The 21,064-nt window shown below is 58.2% G+C and carries 14 protein-coding genes and 1 pseudogene; 7 read left to right on the forward strand and 8 right to left on the reverse strand.

Going from position 1 to position 21,064, the window contains the following annotated elements; translation table 11 throughout:
* Positions 1–20 precede the first annotated feature (20 nt).
* Together KW840_RS20915 and KW840_RS20920 are read right to left on the reverse strand one after the other, a co-directional pair.
* Positions 21–1,124, reverse strand: a complete 1,104-nt coding sequence (locus tag KW840_RS20915) for a GlxA family transcriptional regulator (protein WP_218497491.1) — start codon at positions 1,122–1,124, stop codon at positions 21–23.
* A 629-nt stretch (positions 1,125–1,753) separates the two neighbouring features.
* Positions 1,754–3,412: an arylsulfatase gene (locus tag KW840_RS20920; RefSeq protein WP_057714255.1), complete on the reverse strand. Its 1,659-nt coding sequence runs from the start codon at positions 3,410–3,412 to the stop codon at positions 1,754–1,756.
* 524 nt (positions 3,413–3,936) lie between these two features.
* On the opposite strand from KW840_RS20920, the gene KW840_RS20925 reads away from it, so the two are divergent.
* On the forward strand, positions 3,937–4,722 hold the full coding sequence (locus tag KW840_RS20925) for a hypothetical protein (protein WP_057716590.1): 786 nt from the start codon (positions 3,937–3,939) through the stop codon (positions 4,720–4,722).
* A gap of 93 nt (positions 4,723–4,815) precedes the next feature.
* Here the strand turns inward: KW840_RS20925 and KW840_RS20930 are convergent, their stop codons facing one another.
* Together KW840_RS20930 and KW840_RS28645 are read right to left on the reverse strand one after the other, a co-directional pair.
* Positions 4,816–5,358, reverse strand: coding sequence for a histidine phosphatase family protein (locus tag KW840_RS20930; protein ID WP_218497494.1), 543 nt, complete (start codon positions 5,356–5,358; stop codon positions 4,816–4,818).
* A 17-nt stretch (positions 5,359–5,375) separates the two neighbouring features.
* A pseudogene (locus KW840_RS28645) lies at positions 5,376–5,585 on the reverse strand (oxidoreductase); the annotation flags it as partial.
* A 230-nt stretch (positions 5,586–5,815) separates the two neighbouring features.
* On the opposite strand from KW840_RS28645, the gene KW840_RS20935 reads away from it, so the two are divergent.
* Complete coding sequence (locus tag KW840_RS20935) at positions 5,816–9,202, forward strand: Ig-like domain-containing protein (protein ID WP_218497504.1); 3,387 nt, start codon at positions 5,816–5,818, stop codon at positions 9,200–9,202.
* Between the two features lie 66 nt (positions 9,203–9,268).
* Here the strand turns inward: KW840_RS20935 and KW840_RS20940 are convergent, their stop codons facing one another.
* From KW840_RS20940 to nirB, 4 genes are all read right to left on the reverse strand, one after another.
* Complete coding sequence (locus KW840_RS20940; RefSeq protein WP_218497506.1) at positions 9,269–10,888, reverse strand: methyl-accepting chemotaxis protein; 1,620 nt, start codon at positions 10,886–10,888, stop codon at positions 9,269–9,271.
* A gap of 94 nt (positions 10,889–10,982) precedes the next feature.
* Entirely contained in the window at positions 10,983–11,423 is a 441-nt protein-coding gene (locus KW840_RS20945; protein WP_218497508.1) for a CBS domain-containing protein, read from the reverse strand.
* Between the two features lie 101 nt (positions 11,424–11,524).
* Positions 11,525–11,911: a nitrite reductase small subunit NirD gene (gene nirD / locus KW840_RS20950; RefSeq protein WP_218497510.1), complete on the reverse strand. Its 387-nt coding sequence runs from the start codon at positions 11,909–11,911 to the stop codon at positions 11,525–11,527.
* Positions 11,911–14,472 (reverse strand): nitrite reductase large subunit NirB, encoded by a 2,562-nt coding sequence (gene nirB, locus KW840_RS20955; RefSeq protein WP_218497512.1) that lies wholly within the window; start codon positions 14,470–14,472, stop codon positions 11,911–11,913. The genes nirD and nirB overlap by 1 nt, the downstream gene beginning before the upstream one ends.
* Positions 14,473–15,139: 667 nt before the next feature.
* On the opposite strand from nirB, the gene KW840_RS20960 reads away from it, so the two are divergent.
* From KW840_RS20960 to KW840_RS20980, 5 genes are all read left to right on the forward strand, one after another.
* Positions 15,140–16,246 (forward strand): acyltransferase, encoded by a 1,107-nt coding sequence (locus KW840_RS20960; protein ID WP_218497514.1) that lies wholly within the window; start codon positions 15,140–15,142, stop codon positions 16,244–16,246.
* Between the two features lie 377 nt (positions 16,247–16,623).
* Complete coding sequence (locus KW840_RS20965) at positions 16,624–17,184, forward strand: YSC84-related protein (RefSeq protein WP_150723586.1); 561 nt, start codon at positions 16,624–16,626, stop codon at positions 17,182–17,184.
* Between the two features lie 223 nt (positions 17,185–17,407).
* Positions 17,408–18,622: a sodium/glutamate symporter gene (gltS, locus tag KW840_RS20970; protein WP_150813964.1), complete on the forward strand. Its 1,215-nt coding sequence runs from the start codon at positions 17,408–17,410 to the stop codon at positions 18,620–18,622.
* A gap of 166 nt (positions 18,623–18,788) precedes the next feature.
* Positions 18,789–19,088, forward strand: coding sequence for a hypothetical protein (locus KW840_RS20975; RefSeq protein ID WP_090456009.1), 300 nt, complete (start codon positions 18,789–18,791; stop codon positions 19,086–19,088).
* A gap of 160 nt (positions 19,089–19,248) precedes the next feature.
* Entirely contained in the window at positions 19,249–20,988 is a 1,740-nt protein-coding gene (locus KW840_RS20980) for a dipeptidase (protein ID WP_218497515.1), read from the forward strand.
* Positions 20,989–21,064 lie beyond the last annotated feature (76 nt).

Here is a 21,064-nt window from a genome sequence, read left to right on the forward strand (position 1 = left end):
CGCAGGACAGGGGTGAAGATTTATAGACGAACGCTGGCAAAGGTTGACTCGTTACGTGCCTGGCTCAACGCTGACATCGAACCGGCCAGCGGCGACAGCACCAATGCTTGCGGCAGCGGTATCATCGCCACCTGCTGCGTGGTATTGGAGCCGACGCGCTCGTCACGCGGCGGAATGCCGAAGTACTCGCGGTAGCACTTGGAGAAGTGCGGCGTGGACACAAAGCCACAGATCGACGCCACTTCGATGATCGACATCGGCGTTTGCTTGAGCAACTGGCGCGCACGGACCAGGCGCAGTTTCAGGTAGTAACGCGACGGCGAGCAGTGCAGGTACTTCTGGAACAGCCGCTCCAGCTGGCGACGGGACACCGCGACATACACCGCCAGTTCGTCCAGGTCGATCGGTTCTTCGAGGTTGGCCTCCATCAACGCGACGATTTCCTGCAACTTCGGTTGATTGGTACCGAGCATGTGCTTGAGCGGCACGCGCTGGTGATCCTGTTCGTTGCGGATGCGCTCGTAGACAAACATTTCCGAGATCGCGGCGGACAGTTCACGCCCGTGATCACGGCTGATCAGGTGCAGCATCATGTCCAGCGGCGCAGTACCGCCGGAGCTGGTGAAGCGGTTACGGTCGAGGGTGAACAAACGAGTACTCATTACTATCCGCGGGAAAGCTTCCTGCATCGCCGCCAGGCACTCCCAGTGCACACTGCAATCGAAACCATCGAGCAGTCCGGCGCAAGCCAGGGCCCAACTGCCGGTGCAGACCGCACCGAGTCGGCAGGCCTTGCGGGCCTGGCCTTGCAGCCAGGATACGTGTTCACGGGTAACGGTGCGCTGGATGCCGATACCACCGCAAACGATGACGGTGTCCATCGGCGGGGCTTTGTGCATGGAGGCGTCAGGGGTGATTTGCAGGCCATCACTGGCCCAGACCTGGCCGCCATCGACGGTGAGGGTGGTCCAGCGATAGAGCTCGCGACCGGACAACTGGTTGGCCATCCGCAGCGGTTCTACAGCGGACGCCAGAGAAATCAGCGTGAAATTGTCCAGCAACAGAAAGCCGATGGATTGAGGCGCACGGTTCTGGGGTTGGGCCCCGGAGTTGAACGTCGTCATCGCGGTATCTCCTCACACAAAGCGGGTGATTGGCCTCAGGCAAAGGCTCTTTTTATACCCCCATCCAAAAGTGGGTGGGTTTGTCCCTATTCAACCTGCAAAGGTCATACCCAATTACCTATGTTTGAACGGATCCAAAAACGACATCACCCAATGTCTCTACGCTGAGGGTTTGCAGGGCGGGAGCCATAAGGAAAACGCTTGATTTTGAGCCCGCGCTTATCAACCTTGTGCACATTCGTAGCACATACGCGAGAGATGCCTATAAACGACGACTTATTTGTCACCGACACTCACATGTCGGTTTTTGAAAACAATAATGACCAATGCCCGATTTTGGGCTGGCACAAGCGTCATGCGCTATAAAAGTGATCTGCGACCGGTTGAATCCACAACCCATAGCTGCCTTTCAAAAGTGGTTGAAGTTCGGCCATCAGGATGACCGTTCAGCCTTGCAGATAAGCCGGCAAGCCTTACCTGCCCGATTGCCGGGTAAGCAAGTGGATTAGCACATCATCGTCGATTTCGAAGACCACTGATTTTGCGTCGATTTCCGTTAGGAACTCACGACTACTCACTAACGTCAAATGGCGACCTCTGATGAGGCCGCCATTTTTCAGCTGATTTGATCAGTTGCCGTTTGGCATCGACAAGTTGATGCCTTCTTTTTTCAGGGCATCACGCACGGTTTGGAATTTCTGGTACTGCGACAGCTCGATCGGCCCGTCATAACCCATGCTTTGCAATTTGCGTGGCGGGTAATCGACGTAGGTTTTCATTAGCTTCATGATCGCCGCCGAGATCGGCACCATAGTCCAGGTACGCTCAGTAAAGTTGTTCATGAAGAGGTCATAGCGCTCTTGCGGGTCTTGCCACAAATCAAAGACTTGCGGCACGGTGGCCACGTATTTTATTGCGCCTTTCCATCCTAGATTAGTGTCCACGGCCAGACCACCGGTTGCCGCGCCATCATCGCCGCGCAGGTTGAATACGGCCTTATAGTTTCCGACACGGGCCGCCCCCGGGGACAATTCGTTCTCAGTGAAATAGAACCACTCCTTGCGCGGTGAAGGGCCGTTGCCAGTGAGTACTGGCGTCATATCATAGCTGTCGAAGAGGATTGGCTGACCCTCGCGATCTTTCTCGGGCAACTTCACGCCAGCCACAGAGGCGAACGTCGCCATCAAATCCAGGCCACCGAGAATCTCGTGGTTTTTCGTGTCCGGCTTGATCTTGTCTGGCCAGACGGCAATGGCTGGTACCCGATTACCCCCCTCACGCACTGTACCCTTGGTCCCGCGAAATGGGGTGTAGCCGGCATCCGGATAAACATCCTGCCAGGCCCCGTTGTCAGTGGTGTAAACCACCAGCGTGTTTTTATCCAGGCCGAGTGCCTTGAGCTTGTCCATGATGCGGCCGATGTGAGTATCGAGTTCGACGACAGAGTCGGCGTACTTGGACTTGGACATGGACTTATGAATGAACTCCGGTGCTGGCATGTTCGGCTGGTGCACTTTCATGAAGTTGACGTTGATGAAAAACGGCTTGTCCGATTTGGCCGCGGTGTCTAGAAACTCCAACGCAGCTTTTTCGACATAGTTGTCAAAGAACGGTATGCCGACCACGCCAGGTTTGCCGTCCACCACAGGTGTGTCCACGTACTGACCATTGACCTTGAACTCTTCGACCGGCTTTTCACCTGCCTTGCCGGACAACGCGCCTTTGGTGACCTTTTCAAACATCGCACGGGTTTCCGGATCCATGTCGGGGAACCATGTCGGGTCTGCGTAGGTGTAGGCATTGAGGTGATACAGGCCGACGTATTTCATCACGTCATAACCTTGAGCATTGGGAAGGGCATAGTCGGCTTCACCCAAATGCCATTTGCCAGTGAAATAAGTGTCGTAGCCACCGGTTTTCAGCACCGATGCCAGCGTCCATTCGGCGGCGGGCAAGCCACCGCCCTGGCCCTGGAAGGCCACGGTGGTCATGCCGCTACGATTGGGGATGCGCCCGGTTTGCATGGCCGCCCGACCAGGCGTGCAGCTTGGTTGCGCATAAAAAGAGTAAAAAGTAACACCTTCTGCCGCCAGCTCATCAATACTGGGCGTAGGCATGCCGCGACCAACCCCACCGCCGTAGGGACCCAAGTCGCCATAGCCGGTGTCGTCGGAGACGATAAACAGGATATTGGTTTTTTCCGTTTGAGCGGCGTGAGCAAGCCCGTTCAATGACAATAGTGCAGCAAACACGACAGACAGCTTGAAACGATCCGATAGCTTGTCCATACCAGCAATCCTCGTTGTTTCATTGTGTTGGCAACCTGGTGATGAGTGCACAACTACATTGACACTTGGTGCGTTGACCACCGAGTAATTAGCCTAGGTATTGAGTACAGAATCATTTCCCCCTTGCTACATGACCATGCACAAGTTAAGGCGCAGGATAGAGTTTAGTGCGGTTTTTCAGATGTACGTGATGAGTGCTCTGGCTGTATCAATAGAAGTTTTCTGAAGAAACCTTCTTCTGTTTCGGTCTAATAAAGTTTAGGGACACTCCTTTCAATGGAGAATGTTTCGCCCCGTTGTAGAGGGGGACGACTGATCGATGGCTCAAGGGAACATTAGTTGATACGAGTTAATCCGACTGGCCGGAGACAGTATTTTTCCCCGTCGAACATAGTTCAGATACCTGATCTAAGCTCATTGGCGGCAGGGTCATCCTCAGCCTTGTAACCGCGACACAACAACCCAAGCTCTCAATTTCGAGAAAGGAGTTGGTAGTGAACAATGGCGTTCGACTTGTTCCTTTCATTACCTTTGCGGTGGCATGGCCCGAAATTAGCCTCGCTGCCGATAGTCAGGCCGAGCTGGCCAAGCAAACGCTGAATCCCGTCGCCGCACTCTACAGCGTACCTATTCAGTACAACTGGAACCAAAAACTCGGCCCGAGCGGTGAGGGCTACCAAAGTGTCACCAACATCCAGCCAGTGCTGCCATTCAGTATTAATGACGAGTGGAACCTGATCTCCCGAACCATCCTGCCGATCATTGATCAGCATGGTCTGGTACCTGGCGGGCAGGCGGACAAATCCGGTATGGGAGATGTGACCCAGAGCTTCTTTTTTTCACCCAAGCAGCCGACTTCCAGTGGCTGGATTTGGGGGGCAGGACCGGCCATTCTGGTTCCGACCGGCAGCGATGAGCTTTTGAGCAGTGAGCAATGGGGGTTGGGGCCCACAGTGGTGGCCCTCAAACAGAGCAATGGTTGGACCCGCGGCATTCTGGCCAATCACATCTGGTCGCTGGAAAACAGCCCGCCCGATGACAAGGACAAGGTCAACGCGACTTTCCTGCAACCTTTCTTCAGCTACACCACTCACACCTACACCACCTTCGGCATCAACACCGAATCCACCTATGACTGGCAGACCCGCGAATGGTCAGTGCCAATCAACCTGTTCGTCACCCAGTTGTTCAAAGTGGGGCATCAACCCATGACCCTGCAAGCAGGACCACGCTATTGGGCAGACAGTCCGAAAGATGGTGCCGAGGGTTGGGGATTCCGGGTGGCGTTTACACTGTTGTTTCCCAAGTGAGTGCCAAAGCTCAATGGAGCATGTTAAGCGTCTGCTTTTGGCCGGTTTCTGCCTGTCGCCGCCCGCAGCAACAGGTATCTGTCCAGGCACCTTTTACACACCGCCATATTGATACACCGTCGCACTCCAATACTGGCTGCCGTTACGTTTTTGGCGAACCCATCCATCTGCCACCAGTTGTTTGGCGATCATTCGATTCATAAAGCCATGACCGAGCAGCAGAACCGGTCCTTCGCTGGCAAGGGACTGAAGTCGTCGAGCTGCCGTGCTGGCGCGCATCCTCGCAGTGCCGGCGGATTCGACTCTGCGTGAGTAACCGCACAACCATAAGACTCGAAGGATAAATGCCCATGTAAACGGCGATAGCCGTGGCAGTTTCCAGTGACCATAAGGCAGTTGCGCTTCACAGAAAAGCGCGTCGACAAGGGCGGGCTTCAGGCCAAGAGCCTGGACGGAGGTCAGCGCACGAGGCGCGCTGCTTGAGACAATCACCGTGGCGGTTGCGGCGAGCTGCATGCTGGCATCCGGAACGGGTTGGTCGGTTATTTCGGACTGGTTGTATTGCTCGATCCAGTCTTTCATATCGAGCGCTGACATCTTGTCGGTTGCGACCAGCTTTGGCTGGCCGTGACGCATCAGGATTATTTCCCTACTCACAGTATGTTTACGTCCTTGTTCAGGTGTGCGGTCAATGTGGAAGAAGTGCGGTTCCGGGAACTTAAGGTTTGACTCTCGAACCAATCGTGATCGCGGTACCACGCCACCGTGTCGGTGATTGCCAGCCTTAGCGCCCGGAATCTCAGGCCAAGCTCTTGTTCACTTTTGCTGTGGTTGAAGCAGGTGCGGTCCTTCTCCCCTACTATCGCCATAAATGGGGGACTACACCCACTCAACCGGGTGTTTACCACCAAACTTGAGGAATATTCCCCACTTCCCCCTTCTCTGGCTTAAAACACTCAGAAACAGCTTGTTAATTAGATTGAACTTTTTCTTCGTCTCGTGGTAGTGGCTCATTAGTTGCACACCCCTTGGTACCCGTAACAGCTGTCGCCCCGGATTTGGAGACGACGGGGCATCACGCGTGGGGTGAAAAATGAAACGCACTACTCCATCTTGCGACTCTTTCGGCTTGCTGCGCAAATCAAGCCTGCATTGTGCGATGTTCCTTACCTTGGCCACGGCAGAAGCCGCGCCGCTGGATGATTTCGGCCCGCCACCACCGACGGACCCCTCGGCGTTTACCAATCCGCCGGCCGACCCCAAGGCTGCGCTGGATGCCATAGAGGCCATGCCACCCGCCAACAAGGGCGCCTACGCCCTGCCCAACGGCGTGTTCGGCACTCGCACCACGCCAACGGTCGACAACGTGCTGCCGCCAAACTTGCAAACTTCCTTCAAAATCCCCACCAACGGCAAGCCCAGCCCGTTGTTCGGGGCCCAACCGTACACTCAGCAACTGCTGCTGTTCGAAGAATTCGGCACGGAAAAACTCGACCCGACACTGCCGGCACCGCCCCTGACCTTCCCGGTTCCGATCGTCGGCCCGGCGCCCACGCAGGACCCGAACAACATCGCCCGCAGCGGCCCTTCGGCCGCGGCGCTGGAAGCCTTCATGCGCCAGCCGGGGCTGTACCCGTTTCCGTCGCAGTTTTCCAACGTGCTGGACCGCAACCCGTGGAAAGCGCAGATCGAAGCCTTCCTCAACCGCCATCCGGTCGGCTCGCCGGCCGAAGGTCGTCCGCCAGGAAAAGGCTGGTCGCACCAGCGCTGGAACGAGTTCTACCCACAGGTCGCCTTCAAGACCGCTCAAGCCGGCGCCAAGCTCAACGGCGGCATGCGCGACCGCCGCCAGTTGCACAACTACGCCGTCGGTGAGTTCGGGCCGGGCGGGCTCTACAACCAGACCTCGGACAACCCGATCATCGCGGGCACCACCAAAGGCATCGACACCCGCTTTCACCCCAACATGCCGATTCAGAACCACAAGGCGCTCTGGACTTTCGACGGCACCTTTCCACCAAAACTGCTGATGGTGCGGTACGGCCAACCCGTGCTGATGCGCCACTACAACGCCCTGCCGATCGATCCGTCGGCCAACATGGGGTTCGGCCTGCACACCCTCAGCACCCACGAACACAATGGCCACTCCCCGGCCGAAAGCGATGGCTTTGCCAATGCGTTTTTCTTTCCGGGGCAGTACTACGACTATCGCTGGCCGATCCAGCTGGCCGGTTACGACAGCATCAACACCAGCGCTCAGGATCCGCGCGCGGCGTTCCCCTGCGCGCCGGGTGAAACCCTGTTCGTCAACGATGCCACGCCGGGCCTCAAGACTTGCAACAACGGCAGCATCAAGATCCGTGGCGACTGGCGCGAAACCATGAGCACCCACTGGTTCCATGACCACATGCTCGATTTCACCGCGCAGAACGTCTACAAGGGCAACGCGACGATGATGAACTACTACAGCGCCCTGGATCGCGGTAACGAAGCGTTTGTAGACGGCGTCAACCTGCGCCTGCCCAGCGGTTCGGCATTGCCCTGGGGCAACCGCGACTACGATGTGAACCTGACGGTGGCCGACAAGGCCTGGGATACCAATGGCCAGCTGTGGTTCAACCCGTTCAACACCGATGGTTTTCTCGGCGACCAGATCCTGGTCAACTGGCAGTACCAACCGCGCCTGAACGTGCGGGCGCGCAGCTATCGTTTCCGCATCCTCAACGGCTCGGTGTCGCGCTTCTTCAGGATCGCGCTGGTGCGTGAAATCGTCGGCACCGGTGGCGAATTCCCCGGCCCGACAGGTTCCGGCCTGTCCTATACCCGCGTGCCGTTCCACTTGATCGCCAACGACGGCAACATAATGGAACACGCCGTGCCATTCGACGGCAGCATGGACCTGGACGCCGACGGCGATGTGCAGGACCACAACGCCATCCTGCCCAGCATGGGCATCGCCGAACGTTTCGACATCATCATCAATTTCTCGAAACACGGGATCAGGACCGGCGACAAGCTGTACTTCGTCAACCTGATGGAGCACCACGACGGCAAGGGGCCGGAGGCATTACCGCTGAGTCTGGCCGATGTCCTGTCCGGCAGGTACAAGGCGGTGCTCAAGCTGGGCAGCAAAGGGCTGGAGTGGGACGCCGGCGATCCGGTGGTGGGCAAGTTCATGCAGATGGTGGTCCAGCCTTATGCCGGCCAGGACGTGAGCATGAACCCCGCCGACTTCGAACCCGCCAAGCCGGGCAAGCCGGTGGGTAAAAGCATGATCACGCTGCCCCTCAACCGTGACGACCCGGCGGTGCAGGCCAAGCTCAACGCGGCGCGGCATCGCGAGTTCATCTTCGGCCGCTCCGACGGCACCGACGAAGAACCCTGGACCATCAAGACCGACGGCGGTTTCGGCTTCCAGATGGACCCTCGAATCATCAGCGCCGCTCCGCAACTGGCCACCGGCCCGACCCCTGCCGGGTTCTCCGGCGACGGCACCCTGGAAGTGTGGAAAATCAGGAACGGCGGCAACGGCTGGAGCCACCCGGTGCACGTGCATTTCGAAGAAGGCATCGTCCTCAACCGTGACGGCAAGGCGCCGCCGGAATGGGAAAAATGGGCACGCAAAGACGTCTATAACATCGGCGAAGGCATCGACAGCTCGCAGGACGTGGACATTGCGATCCGCTTCCGCGAGTTTGCCGGGACCTACCTGGAGCATTGCCACAACACCCAGCACGAGGACACCTCCATGCTGCTGCGCTGGGATGTCGAGCACCCCGGCCAGTTCCAGTTGATGCCAACCCCCCTGCCCGGCTGGGACGGCGTCACCTACGTCAATTCCGCCGCGCTGCCGACCTTCCGCACTGGCGATAGACGTGAAGAGGACGGCGATAACCAAAAACCGATTGCCAACCCCGACAGCGCCATCAGTAACACCGGCCAACCGGTGATCATCAACGTGCTGGCCAACGACAGCGACCCTGACGGTAACGTGCCACTTAAAGTGGTAGGTCTGGAGCAACCGGACTCCGGCAAGGGCGTGGTCAGCACCGATGGCCTGCGTGTGACCTATACACCACCGGCCACGGTCCCCGCGCCGTTCACCGCGACCTTTTCCTATAGCGCCAGCGATGCCAGGAACGCGGAGTCGGAACCGGCGATGGTGTCCGTGGCGGTCTCGGCAGCGATCAACGAGAACCTGATCGTCACCAGCGCGACCGTCACCGCCCGCAGCAACAGCCGCTGGTATTGGGTCCTGTCCGGCACCACCTCCCGTGGCACGGGCAATACCATCACGGCAACGGCCACGACCACGACCGGTACGGTGAACCTTGGCGCCGCCGTCCTGACGCAGACACCGACAGGCGCGCGCTGGAACATAGCGGTGACCACCGCCGGCAGTGGCCCCTCGCCTAGCCCGACGGCGACCATCAAATCGGCCTTCGGCAAAACCGTGACGGTGCCGATAAAAGCGAACTGAGTACAACCTGGCTTTAGCGATGAGGGCCTCCTTGAGGCCCTCTTGCTACAAGCAAAACGAATCTGCCTAGATTTTAAAGCGCGCCACCGTCTGGTGCAGCGCTCCAGCCATCTGCGCCAGCTCCTGACCGGCTGCGTGGGTATGTCGGGCACCCAGTACGATCTGCTCGGACAAGTCACGAATGCCCACCAGGTTGCGGTCCACCTCACGCGCCACCAGGGCCTGCTCCTCCGTGGCACTGGCGATCAGCAGGTTGCGTTCATTGATCTGCGAAATCGACCGGGTGATCTCCTCCAGTGCCTCGCCGGAGCGTTGCGCGACTTCCAGGGTCGTCTGCACCAGGTGACCGCTGCTTTGCATTGCGGTCACCGCGTGCCCGGTATCGAGCCGAATATTGCCAATCATCTGCTCGACTTCCTGGGTCGACACATGAGTGCGATGAGCCAGCGCCCGCACCTCATCGGCGACTACCGCAAAACCACGCCCGGCATCACCGGCACGAGCCGCTTCAATCGCTGCGTTGAGGGCCAGCAAATTGGTTTGCTCGGCAATGCTGCGAATCACGTCCAGCACCGCACTAATGTCTTGCACACGTCCGGCCAATTGCTGAACACGTTCGGAGGTATCCATCATGCCGTCCGCCAGCGCACCTATCGAGGCCACCGTTTCCTGAACTTGCTCACGGCCGCGTTGTGCCGTTTGCTCGCAAACCCGGGACGCCTCGCTGGTGCTGACGGCATTGCGTGCGACCTCGTCGACGGCCGCCGTCATCTGATTGACCGCCGCCGCAGCCTGTTCGATCTCCAGGCCCTGAAGTTGCAAACTGCTGCTGGTCTGACTGCTGACCGTGCTCAGCTCTTCGGACGAACTGGCCACCTGATCGACCGACACGGCGATGTGCTTGACCATCGCGTTCAAGCTTTGCTGCATCTGGTGCATGTTCATCATCACGCTACCGTCGGCATTTGCATTCACCGGCACTTGAATCGTCAGGTCGCCCTGCGCGATTTGACTCAAGACCCGCGCGGCATCATCGGGCTCGCCACCCAAGGGCCGGGTGACACTGCGCGTCACGATGACCGCCGCGGCGATGACCGAGGCCAGGCAGAATACAAGCAGCCCCAACATGTTCAGATACGCTTCTTCGTACAGGGCCTGCGCCGATCTTTCACGATCGGCGAAGATCTGCCCCTGCAGCGCCATCAAGGCGTCCAGGCTTTTATAAACCTGCTGTTCGGCGGGAACGACGTGCTGTTTCAACTGCGCCATCGCGGCATCAAAAGCGCCTTGCCGGATCAACACCTGCACCTGGGTGAATGCGTCGACGTAAGCCTCGCGATTCTTTTTCAGGGCAGCATAGGCGGTCTTGCCTTCCGGCAGATCGAACAGCGGCTCGAGGGTTTTCAGTGCCAGGCTGATACGCTTTTTGGTGGCATCGATGGCCTCTTGCACTTGCTGATTGTCCTTGTCGATCAGCAAGTCCCGGGTGTTCCTGGCGTTGTCCCGTACACCTGTGGCAATGACCATGATCGGATCGATTTTCGGCCAGTCCCGTTTGACGATCAGCATGGCCTGTTCCTTTAGCGTTGCCAGATCGTGCAACGCATACAACACCAAACCTGTCAGTACCAACGGCGCAATTGCAAAGCCGATGACGATACGTTGTGCCGTGCTCAACCTGGCCATGTCATATGCTCCCTGATTAATTCCCGCCCGACCCCCGGCACATCTGAAAACAGCATGTACTCACAAGCCTTCGATTCACCCTGCCCCGGTCGCTTTAATGTCCGCGAATATAGTGTTCCAGTTGCCGGATCAGTTCGGCCTGCTCGACGATGGCTTCTTTAACCAGATCACCAATCGACAACAGGCCAATCAGTTGGTCGCCCTCCACCACCGGTAGATGGCGCAGGTGACTGTCGGTCATGACCGCCATGCAACGCTCAATACTCTGCTGACTGTCTGCTGTCACCACGGGCGCGCTCATGATGGCCCGGACCGGCGTACCGACCGAAGAGCGCCCCTGCAGAACGACCTTGCGCGCATAGTCGCGTTCGCTGATAACGCCGACCACCTGCCCCTGCTCCATGACAGGTAACGCACCGACATTTTTTTCGGCCATCATCTTCAACGCTTCAAGCACCGTCTGGTCTGGCGCGATGCTATGCACCCGTCGGTTCTGCACGGCCTTGAGCTTGAGCAGTTGTGCGGCTGTTTTCATACGAGCCTCCGATACTGTTTGTCATTGATCATCGACTCCGCCGGAGCCAGGCATGAATCATTAATTGAGTGAGCGTTCAGACCGCGTCGAAATCCATGTGGTCAGGCCACCGCGACCTCCACCTGGCCTCCGTTGAGGCGCACAGGCCAGACCCGCAAGCGCTGCTGCGGGTACTCCAGACAACTGCCGTCCTCAAGGCGGAAATGCTGTTTGTAGAGTGGCGAGGCAATTACCAGATCGCCCTTGATGCTGCCGATCAGCCCGCGACCGATGACATTCGCCCCGGATTGCGGGTCATGATTATCGATGGCATAGAGGGTCTTGCCTTCGGCAGCCGGCAGGTAGAACAGCGCCACTTGTGCACCGTCCAGCCAGACGACGACGCCGGAGTTACTCACCAGATCATCCTGGCTGCACACCGCTTGCCAGACATCGGGATGGACCAGGGAGGAACTGGAATAGGCTCGCTGGGTATCGGACTGGCTCATCAGACAATCTCCTCAATGACAGGGATAAGGTGGAGTTCAGCGGCCATGATCGGCCGGCGCTGACCGCGTTCCTGGACAAAATGGATGTCCGGGTCCGGGCGTTGATCGTTGACGAAGGTGCGGAAGCGCTTGAGCTTTTCCGGGTCTTTAAGGGCATTGGCCCATTCGCACTCGTAGCGGTTGACCACCAGCTGCATCTGCGACTCGAGCTCCTCACCCAGCCCGAGGCTGTCGTTGATGATCACGTCCTTGAGGTAGTCGAGGCCGCCTTCCAGGCTCTCGCGCCAGACCGAGGTACGCTGCAACTTGTCGGCGGTGCGGATGTAGAACATCAGGAAGCGGTCGATGTAACGAATCAGGGTCGCGTCATCGAGGTCGGTGGCAAACAGCTCGGCGTGGCGCGGACGCATGCCGCCGTTACCGGCCACGTAGAGGTTCCAGCCTTTCTCGGTGGCGATTACGCCCACGTCCTTGCTCTGCGCCTCGGCACATTCACGGGTGCATCCGGAGACGGCGAACTTGAGCTTGTGCGGCGAGCGCAGGCCCTTGTAGCGGTCTTCGATGGTCAGGGCCATTTGTACGCTGTCCTGTACGCCATAACGGCACCAGGTACTGCCGACACAGGACTTCACCGTCCGGGTCGATTTGCCATAGGCGTGCCCGGTCTCAAAACCCGCTTCAATCAGCTCGGCCCAGATGTCCGGCAACTGATGCAACTGAGCGCCGAACAGATCGATGCGCTGCCCGCCGGTGATTTTGGTGTAGAGGTCGTATTTCTTCGCCACCACGCCAATCGCTATCAGCTTGTCGGCGGTGATCTCGCCGCCGGGAATACGCGGCACCACCGAGTACGTACCGTTTTTCTGCATGTTGGCCATGAAGGTGTCGTTGGTGTCCTGCAACGGCACCAGCGACGTGTCCATGATCGGCTGGTTCCAGCACGAGGCGAGGATCGAGCCCACCGCCGGTTTGCAGACGTCGCAACCGGTGTGGCCACGGCCATGTTTGGCCAACAGTTCTTCGAAGGTGATCACTCCCTCTACCCGTACCAGCGCATAAAGCTCCTGACGGGTATAGGCGAAGTGTTCGCACAGGCTCTTGTCGACACTGACGCCGCGGGCAATCAGCTCATGCTCGAACACTTGCTTGAGCAGGCCGGCGCAACCGCCGCAGCCGGTGCAAGCCTTGGTCTGCGACTTGAGGTGGCCCAGGTCCGTACAGCCGCCGTCGATGGCCGAACAAATGGAGCCCTTGGTGACGTTATGACATGAGCACACCGTGGCCGACTCGGGCAGCGCACCCGGGCCCAGGGTCGGCGCGCCTTCGGAGGACGGCAGAATCAGGCTGGCCGGTTCCGACGGCAAGGCGATGGCGTTCTGCATGTATTGCAGCAGGGTGTCGTAATAGCTGTTGTCACCGACCAGCACTGCACCGAGGACGTGTTTGCCACTCGCATCCACCACCAGGCGGCGATAGCTGGCGCTGGTTTCGTCGATGAATTGATAGCTGCGCGCGCCCGGGGTGTTGCCGTGGGCGTCGCCGATGGAGCCGACATCCACCCCCAGCAGCTTGAGCTTGGTCGACATGTCAGCACCGGTGAACGACTCGGCGACTTCGTTGCACAGACGGGCCGCGACGCTGCGCGCCATCTGGTAGCCCGGTGCGACCAGGCCGAACAGGCTGCCGTTCCATGAAGCGCATTCACCGATGGCGTAGATGTTCGGGTCGCAACTTAGGCACGTGTCGTCGATCACCACACCACCGCGCGGACCGATCTCCAGCGCGCATCGACGAGCCAGCGCGTCTTGAGCGCGGATACCGGCGGAAAACACGATCAGGTCGGTTTCGAGGAACTCGTCATTGGCGAAATTCATGCGATAGCGGTACTGCTCGCCCGCACTGATCGATTGCGTGGCGCGGGACAGGTGTACACCGACGCCCAATCGTTCGATCTGCGCCTTGAGCGCCTGGCCACCGAGGTCATCCAGCTGTACCGGCATCAAGCGCGGCGCGAATTCCACCACGTGGGCTTCAAGGCCCAGGCTCTTCAACGCGTTCGCGGCTTCCAGCCCCAGCAAGCCACCGCCGACCACCACGCCGCGCCGGGCATTGGCCGCCGCAGCCCGAATGGCATCGAGGTCTTCCAGGGTGCGATAGACCAGGCGCGATTCACCTTCGGCGCCTTCGATTGGCGGAACGAACGGATAAGAACCGGTGGCCAGAACCAATTTGTCATACGAGACGCAACCTTGCGAGGTGACCACCTGGCGACGGACGCGGTCGATTTCCAATACCGGCACACCCAAATGCAGCGTAACGCCGGGCGTCTGGTAAAGCGACGCATCGGACAGCGCCAGCGACTCGGCATCACGACCGGAGAAGTACTCGGAAAGATGCACACGGTCATAGGCGCGCATCGGCTCCTCACTGAAGACGTGCAGCCGGTAATGGTCAAGCGCTCCCCGCTCGATCAGCTGTTCGACACAATGATGTCCGACCATGCCATTACCGATCACGATCAGCGTTTGCATCTTGTTCAACGTGGCAACATTGGAATTCATAGAAAGCACCCAGCCCGAGCCAATCACGGTTTTAAAAGCAAAAAAAAACGCCTGAAACCTTTCGGTTCCAGGCGTCTTTGCCTGTTCTTTTGCGGTGTTCAAACCAGGCATCTATGCCTGATCCACCGATGCTGCCCACGACCTGTTCGGCCAATCGATCGTCGTTGACCGAGGGGGCTGTCCACACGAATGCGTTCCAGGTGGACCTGAAGTCAGCCTTGCAGCCTTTGTGCCAGCCAGCGACACAGAGACTTCAACTATCTGGAAACACTGACTTTTGAGCCTGAGGGGATTGTCACGACGCTGGAGCTACCGCAGGCGATAGCGCTTTGCGGCGCTTCCGACTGGTGCACGTTGTTAGGCATGGCGCTTTATAAAAGTGCATGCACTGGCTTCTCACTCCACGTGGTCTGCCAACCGTGAAAGTCCTTCATGGCAGAATTACACCGCGATTTCAAAGAGATAAGAAACAGCACGAGAACCAATGGAAACGGGCACCTCCTCACTTTTCACCACCCGACCTCACCACCCTCCAACGTCATGATGATTTTCAGTAATCTGCGGAAATCAAAGTGATGGCCAATTGTATGCTTTGTATCAAAGCTGTGATTTAATCGCCGCCCTCCCGACAGGCTCGACCTGCCAGACAATCGCATTGGAGTGCTTGATGCGCGCCGCACACATACAAAACCTGACTGGGCTACGGGGATTCGCTGCCTTGTCGGTCCTGCTGCTTCACATTCGATACGGTGATCTCGCCAATGCCTACGGTAGCCTGGCATTTCTCTTCCAGACGAGAGGCCTCGGAGTAGATATATTTTTTATCCTGTCTGGATTCATTCTGGCCTACGTCCACGGGAAAGACTTTGCAGACGGAGTTCGTCCAAGTGGGGCTATCAAGTTCTGGGTGGCCAGGCTTGCACGGATCTATCCTGTGCACTTGTTTATGCTGGTTATAACCGCGTTCATTCTGCCGATGCACCGACTCTATGAGTGGTCCCCAGTCGATAGCGCCTACACCTTCTACGCGAACCTGTTTCTGGTGCATGCGTGGGGCATAACTCCCGACCTGACATTCAATCAGCCTTCATGGTCAATCAGTTGCGAGTGGGCGGCATACCTGACCTTTCCATTCATCGCCTACTTCACAAGAAAGTGGGGAAAGATTTCGTTCTCACTCCTATTGATCGGTCTGGCACTCTATGCGCCCTACCTGCAACCGAAGTTGCTTGCCAATGGCACTTGGACCATCAAGTGCATCGTCTACTTCGTAGCCGGGTACTGCACATACCAGGTATGCCATGACCTGCCGGACTCCAAACTCTGGAGAGTCATCGCAATCGCAATGGCCCCACTGATCCTGCTGATGCTCTGGGCAACCAGCATCCAGTATTACTTCAACATGGTTTTCCCGTTCCTCGTGGTCGTGATGATTGCAAGTCTGTTCCGTGCAGGACCGATTTGGGCTTATTCCAACCCGGTGTCGGTGTACTTCGGGAAGATCAGTTTCAGCCTCTACATGTGTCACATCATGGTGCTGTTTGTTGAGCGCAAGCTGTTTGGCATGATGGATCTGAAGTTTGAGATTCCCATCATCGTGGCCTTCTCGATGTTCCTGTACCACTGCATTGAAGAGCCTGCGCGGAAAGTTATCCGGATGGTGTCCGAAGGTGGTCACCGCGAGCGTCCCCAGAAAAACTTCGCCGATAGCTTCGCATTGCCAACTCCAGCATCGGAGCCGGAACCGCAGAAAGAGCGCCCAACGCTGGCGTAGTAGAAGAAGGCCCATCAAGGATGCATTGGCCTTCCTTATTCAACAAAGCCCTGATTATTCGGGGCTTTGTCGTTTTCGGGGTCTGGAAAACCCTCCCCCCCCCAACTTCAGCCCACACCCTGGCCTGGATAAACCCTGGCAACGGGAAACAATCGGCCAGAAGCAGAACTGACAGCGAACCCGGCCGATACGCAACGGTCATAACAGCTGATGGCAGCGCAAATGATCAGTGGCCCCCGGGCCGGCTTCATTCACGAGCGAGGCCTGCAATTCACACATTTCAGGGCGCGCCGGATAACCTCAGTGGATTCGGTTCCTGCATGACGCAGGCACTTGCCGCTGCTCTCATCCCCCTGCTCCCTCAGCGGAGTACGCAAATGACTCAATCAATGCGGTTCTTCCTGTCGTTCTTCCTCGCGATTGCAACATTGGCATCGGCCGGTTTCCTGAACAATGCCGCAGCGGCCACCGCCGAGGATCTGAATGCCGACGCTCGACAAGCGTTGCAGACGCTCTACAAGACCAATCCATTCTCCGAAACCATCTCGCACCAAGCCAAGGCTGTGCTGGTCTTCCCGAACATCATCAAGGCGGGACTTGTATTCGGCGGCAGTTATGGCGAAGGCGTTTTAATGAAGGGCACGAAAGTCGAGAACTACTACAACTCCGTCAGCGGTTCATGGGGACTGCAGGCCGGTGCCCAGTCGTACGGCTATGTGGTTTTCCTGATGACCGATAAAGCCGTGGACTATGTAGCCAAAACCAAGGGCTGGGAAATCGGTGTAGGGCCAACAGTTGTGTTTGTGGATGAAGGAGTTGCGAAGAACCTGTCCAGCTCGACGCTCAAAGACGACGCCTACGCGTTTATCTTCGACCAGCAAGGGTTAATGGCGGGGGTCAGTATCGAGGGAACGAAGATTTCTCTGATCAAGCGCTGAAGTCACCGTCTGACTGGTCATCGGGAGCGTGATGGCGGCCTATGCCAACCCGGATGGGGGTTCCCCTTTAGGCTAGGCTGTCCTCACTCCTGGCGCACAGACGCACCTGATGATTGGGAAGCCATCTGGACGAGCAAGGCTGTTTCGACCGTTCATTGATCCAGGTCTAAACATTGAATGACCGAATCCTGATAATGACTTTTCAGTTTTAGGTAGGCCTTAAATGACTTCACAGCTCTTCCAGGTTCACGGCCTCGTGAGTTTTACCCTTGCCATCCTCCTGCTTTTCCTTGGCAAAACCCTCGTCCAGCACAACGCCTTTCTCCGTCAATACTGTATCCCCGAATCGGTCGTCGGCGGCTTCGTCTGTGCGGCGGTTACGTCCTTGCTTTACTTTGGCCTGAATATCCAGATCGAATTCGATCTGCAAATTCGCGACACCCTGCTGCTCTATTTCTTTGCCGGCATCGGCTTGAAGTCGGACATGCGCCAACTGCTCAAGGGCGGGCGCCCGCTGCTGATCCTGCTGTTACTCGCCGCTGTGTTCATTCTGCTGCAGAACTCGCTGGGCATGGGCGTGGCCGAGGCTTTTGGGCTTGATCCCAAGGCGGGCTTGATGGTGGGCTCCATTTCCCTCACGGGTGGGGTGGGCACGACCCTGGCCTGGGCACCGCTCTTCGTCGAAAAACTGGGCATCAGCAACGCCCACGAACTGGGCATCGCCAGCAACACTGTCGGCCTGATTGCTGCTTGCGTCATCGGCGGCCCTATCGCCAACCAGCTGATACGCCGTTATCAACTGACGCCGTCCAGGGATGCGGAGCTGGAAGTCGGCATTCTCGAGCAACAACCGAGCAAGGCGCTGGACTACTACGACGTGCTCTGGGCCTGGATGTGGCTCAACCTGACCCTGATGCTCGGCTATGGACTCAACCTGTTGCTGGTCGATGCCGGCATCACCCTGCCCAAGTTTGTCAGCTGCCTGTTCGCCGGCATCGTCATTCACCACCTCGTTCTGGCCTTTGTCGGTGACCAGCGACTGAAAACCTGGAGCGGTGCCAGTCTGGGCCTGTCGCTGATCTCCGATATCTGTCTGGGCATGTTTTTGACCATGGCCCTGATGGGGCTTCAGCTATGGCAACTCAGCGGCGCGTTGATGTTCATTCTTTGCGCATTGACCCTGCAAATCCTGCTGACGGTCGCCTATACGTATTTTGTGGTCTTCCGTTTTATGGGGCGCAATTACGAAGCCAGCGTGATCGCTTCCGGGTTCGGCGGGATTGCCCTCGGTTCCACGGCAACGGCCATCGTCAACATGTCGACCGTGACGCAAAAGTACGGCGCGGCGCACCAGGCCTTCCTGATCGTGCCGCTGGTGTGTGGTTTTTTCATTGACCTGGTCAATGCCGTGATCATCAGCATGTTCAGTGGTCTGTAGCGACCTCGGCCCGGCTCTCGGACGGCCGGACACACCGAACTTGGGAAAGCGGACGAAAGGAGCAGCAGGATCGATGCCGCAAGGATAGGCTCAAGTAAGAGAGTGCCCCAGCCCTGATCCGGCCAGGTACGATCTCAAATGCGCCTCTTGCTACAGGGGAACCGGGATGACGGGACACACTGTGCGCCAATGCTCGTCATGGATCCTGCTATCCCTGCTCGCCGTCGATCTGGCGCTGATAGCCGGCTGTTCAGGCAAAGCCAGTACGGCTCAATATTCAGCCCCCAGCGTCGGCTCGACCTGCTATGCAAAAGCCCTCCCCACTGTCGGCGAAGGAGGCCTCGCCTGGGGCGACACCCTGGACATGGCTCGCCAGAAATCCCTGAGTAATTGCATACGCTATTCCGGCCGGTCCGGCGGCACGCCAAGTACCTGCAAAGTGGTGATGGCGGAATGTAAGCATTGATAGAGCGGTTTTTCATTTCTGCGCCGCTTTTGCATTTCTGTGCGACAGATCCCACTTCAGGGTCTCCCGTTTCACACGCTCGCGGTGTTAGCTTTGAGATGTTTCTGATCAGTCGATCAGATACTTCCTACGAACCGCCTGCAAAGGAATGCCCCCAGCAATGGATTTCTCCCTCAAGCACCTGGCTGCGACCACCCTCATGCTCGCCAGCCTTTCGTCGTTCACCACCGCTGCCCACGCCAACATCACCCCGCAACAGAACGCGATCATCCTCAAGACCTTCAGTGATGCATCGGTCAAGGATTTCAGGCAGTTCCTGGGAAGCCTGGCCAAGAGCGATATCGCCAAGACCGACGACCTCGGCCCGGCCATCCGTGCCTTCCTCGACAACAAGACGCTTACCGCCGGGCAACAAAACGAAATCCATCGTTTGCTCGGCCTCTATGCCCGGGTGAAATACGGCAGCGCGGCCACCGAAACCCTGAAGGAACTGGTGGCCATTCCGACCGTGCGCGTGGACGGTGTCGACCAGCACGACAATCCCGAATTCCTCAAGATTGCCGAGAAGATCAAGGGCCTGGCCCAGGCGTTCAACCTGAACTTTCGCAACATCGACAACCGCGTCTACGAGATCTCCCTGGAAGGCACTGGCGATGAAGTCGTGGGCATTCACGCCCATGCCGATGTGGTGCCGGTGACGCCGGAAAACTGGGTGCTGCAGGACGGCACCCGCCTTGATCCGTTCAAGGTCACCCTGATCGGCGATCGCATGTATGGCCGCGGCACCGAGGATGACAAGAACGGCATCGTGGTGGCGCTCTACGCCATGAAGATCATCAAGGAGGAGAAGCTGCCGCTGGCCCGCAACTTCAAGCTGCTGGTGGATACCACCGAAGAGACCACGGGCGACGCCATCCCCTACTACTTCGAACGCAACCCCACACCCAACTACAACCTGGCGCTGGATGGCGGCTACCCGGTGGTGATCGCCGAGAAAGGCTACGGCACGGTCATGGCCAGCTTCGCCAAGCGCACCGCGCAAGGCAAGGGCGCAGAGATCACCTCGATGACCGGCGGCCTGGCCACCAACCAGATTCCATCGACATCGGTTGCGACCCTGGTGACCGACAAGCCCGCCGAACTGGCCGCCAGCCTGCAAAAGGCCGGCACCGAGTATGCCAAGCGCAACGGCGGCAACTTCGCGGTCGCCGCCAAGGTCGACGGCAAGGACGTCAAACTGACGGTCACCGGTGTGTCCGCCCACTCCTCCGAGCCCGAGTCCGGCGTCAACCCGGTGGCCAGGATGCTCGACTTCATCAATGGTCTCGACGGCAAGGTCGCGCTCAAGCACAACCAGATCACCGACGCCGCGCGCTACGCTGCCGATAACTGGGGGCTGGACTACCTGGGTGGCAAGTTGGGAGTCGGTTTTTCCGATGAATTCATGGGCCCGCTGACCACCTCCCTGACCTATGTCGGGATGGATGACAAAGCCTTCAAACTCGCGGTCAACCTGCGCGTGCCGAAGGGCAAGACGCCGGATGTGCTCAAGTCCGAAATCGCCGCAAAGCTGGACGCCTGGAGCAAGAAGACCAGCATCGCACCAACCTTCGACCTGTCGATCGCCGAACCGATGTACCGCAACCCCGAGGGTGAATGGGTCAAGGCCTTGCTCGCAGTGACCAGCGAAAACCTCGGCATGGAACACAAGTTCGGCACCTCCGCCGGCGCCACCTCCGTGCATGAACTGCCCAACGGCGTGCAATTCGGCCTGGCCATGCCGGACGTCAAATACACCGGTCACAACGATAACGAGTTCAAGACCACCGAGCAGTTCCTGCTGGACTTGCAGATCGTGACCGAAATGATGGGCCGCATCGGGCAATTGCCGAAGCTTTGATCCCCCCTTCGGACCCGCCACCCTGGCGGGTCCATTGCTTTCACTTCCAAATCACATGCTGCCCCCTGTAGGAGCG

It is taken from the genome of Pseudomonas sp. PDM30 (assembly GCF_019218985.1).
GTDB lineage: Bacteria > Pseudomonadota > Gammaproteobacteria > Pseudomonadales > Pseudomonadaceae > Aquipseudomonas > Aquipseudomonas jessenii.

Bases quoted from the DNA above. Each gene is read 5' to 3' on its own strand.
- KW840_RS20980 (WP_218497515.1), top strand. From the start codon at position 19,249: ATGGATTTCTCCCTCAAGCACCTGGCTGCGACCACCCTCATGCTCGCC.
- KW840_RS20960 (WP_218497514.1), top strand. From the start codon at position 15,140: ATGCGCGCCGCACACATACAAAACCTGACTGGGCTACGGGGATTCGCT.
- KW840_RS20940 (WP_218497506.1), bottom strand. From the start codon at position 10,888: ATGGCCAGGTTGAGCACGGCACAACGTATCGTCATCGGCTTTGCAATT.
- nirB (WP_218497512.1), bottom strand. From the start codon at position 14,472: ATGAATTCCAATGTTGCCACGTTGAACAAGATGCAAACGCTGATCGTG.
- KW840_RS20945 (WP_218497508.1), bottom strand. From the start codon at position 11,423: ATGAAAACAGCCGCACAACTGCTCAAGCTCAAGGCCGTGCAGAACCGA.
- KW840_RS20975 (WP_090456009.1), top strand. From the start codon at position 18,789: ATGACGGGACACACTGTGCGCCAATGCTCGTCATGGATCCTGCTATCC.
- gltS (WP_150813964.1), top strand. From the start codon at position 17,408: ATGACTTCACAGCTCTTCCAGGTTCACGGCCTCGTGAGTTTTACCCTT.
- KW840_RS20965 (WP_150723586.1), top strand. From the start codon at position 16,624: ATGACTCAATCAATGCGGTTCTTCCTGTCGTTCTTCCTCGCGATTGCA.
- KW840_RS20930 (WP_218497494.1), bottom strand. From the start codon at position 5,358: ATGCGTCACGGCCAGCCAAAGCTGGTCGCAACCGACAAGATGTCAGCG.
- KW840_RS20935 (WP_218497504.1), top strand. From the start codon at position 5,816: ATGAAACGCACTACTCCATCTTGCGACTCTTTCGGCTTGCTGCGCAAA.
- KW840_RS20915 (WP_218497491.1), bottom strand. From the start codon at position 1,124: ATGACGACGTTCAACTCCGGGGCCCAACCCCAGAACCGTGCGCCTCAA.
- nirD (WP_218497510.1), bottom strand. From the start codon at position 11,911: ATGAGCCAGTCCGATACCCAGCGAGCCTATTCCAGTTCCTCCCTGGTC.
- KW840_RS20920 (WP_057714255.1), bottom strand. From the start codon at position 3,412: ATGGACAAGCTATCGGATCGTTTCAAGCTGTCTGTCGTGTTTGCTGCA.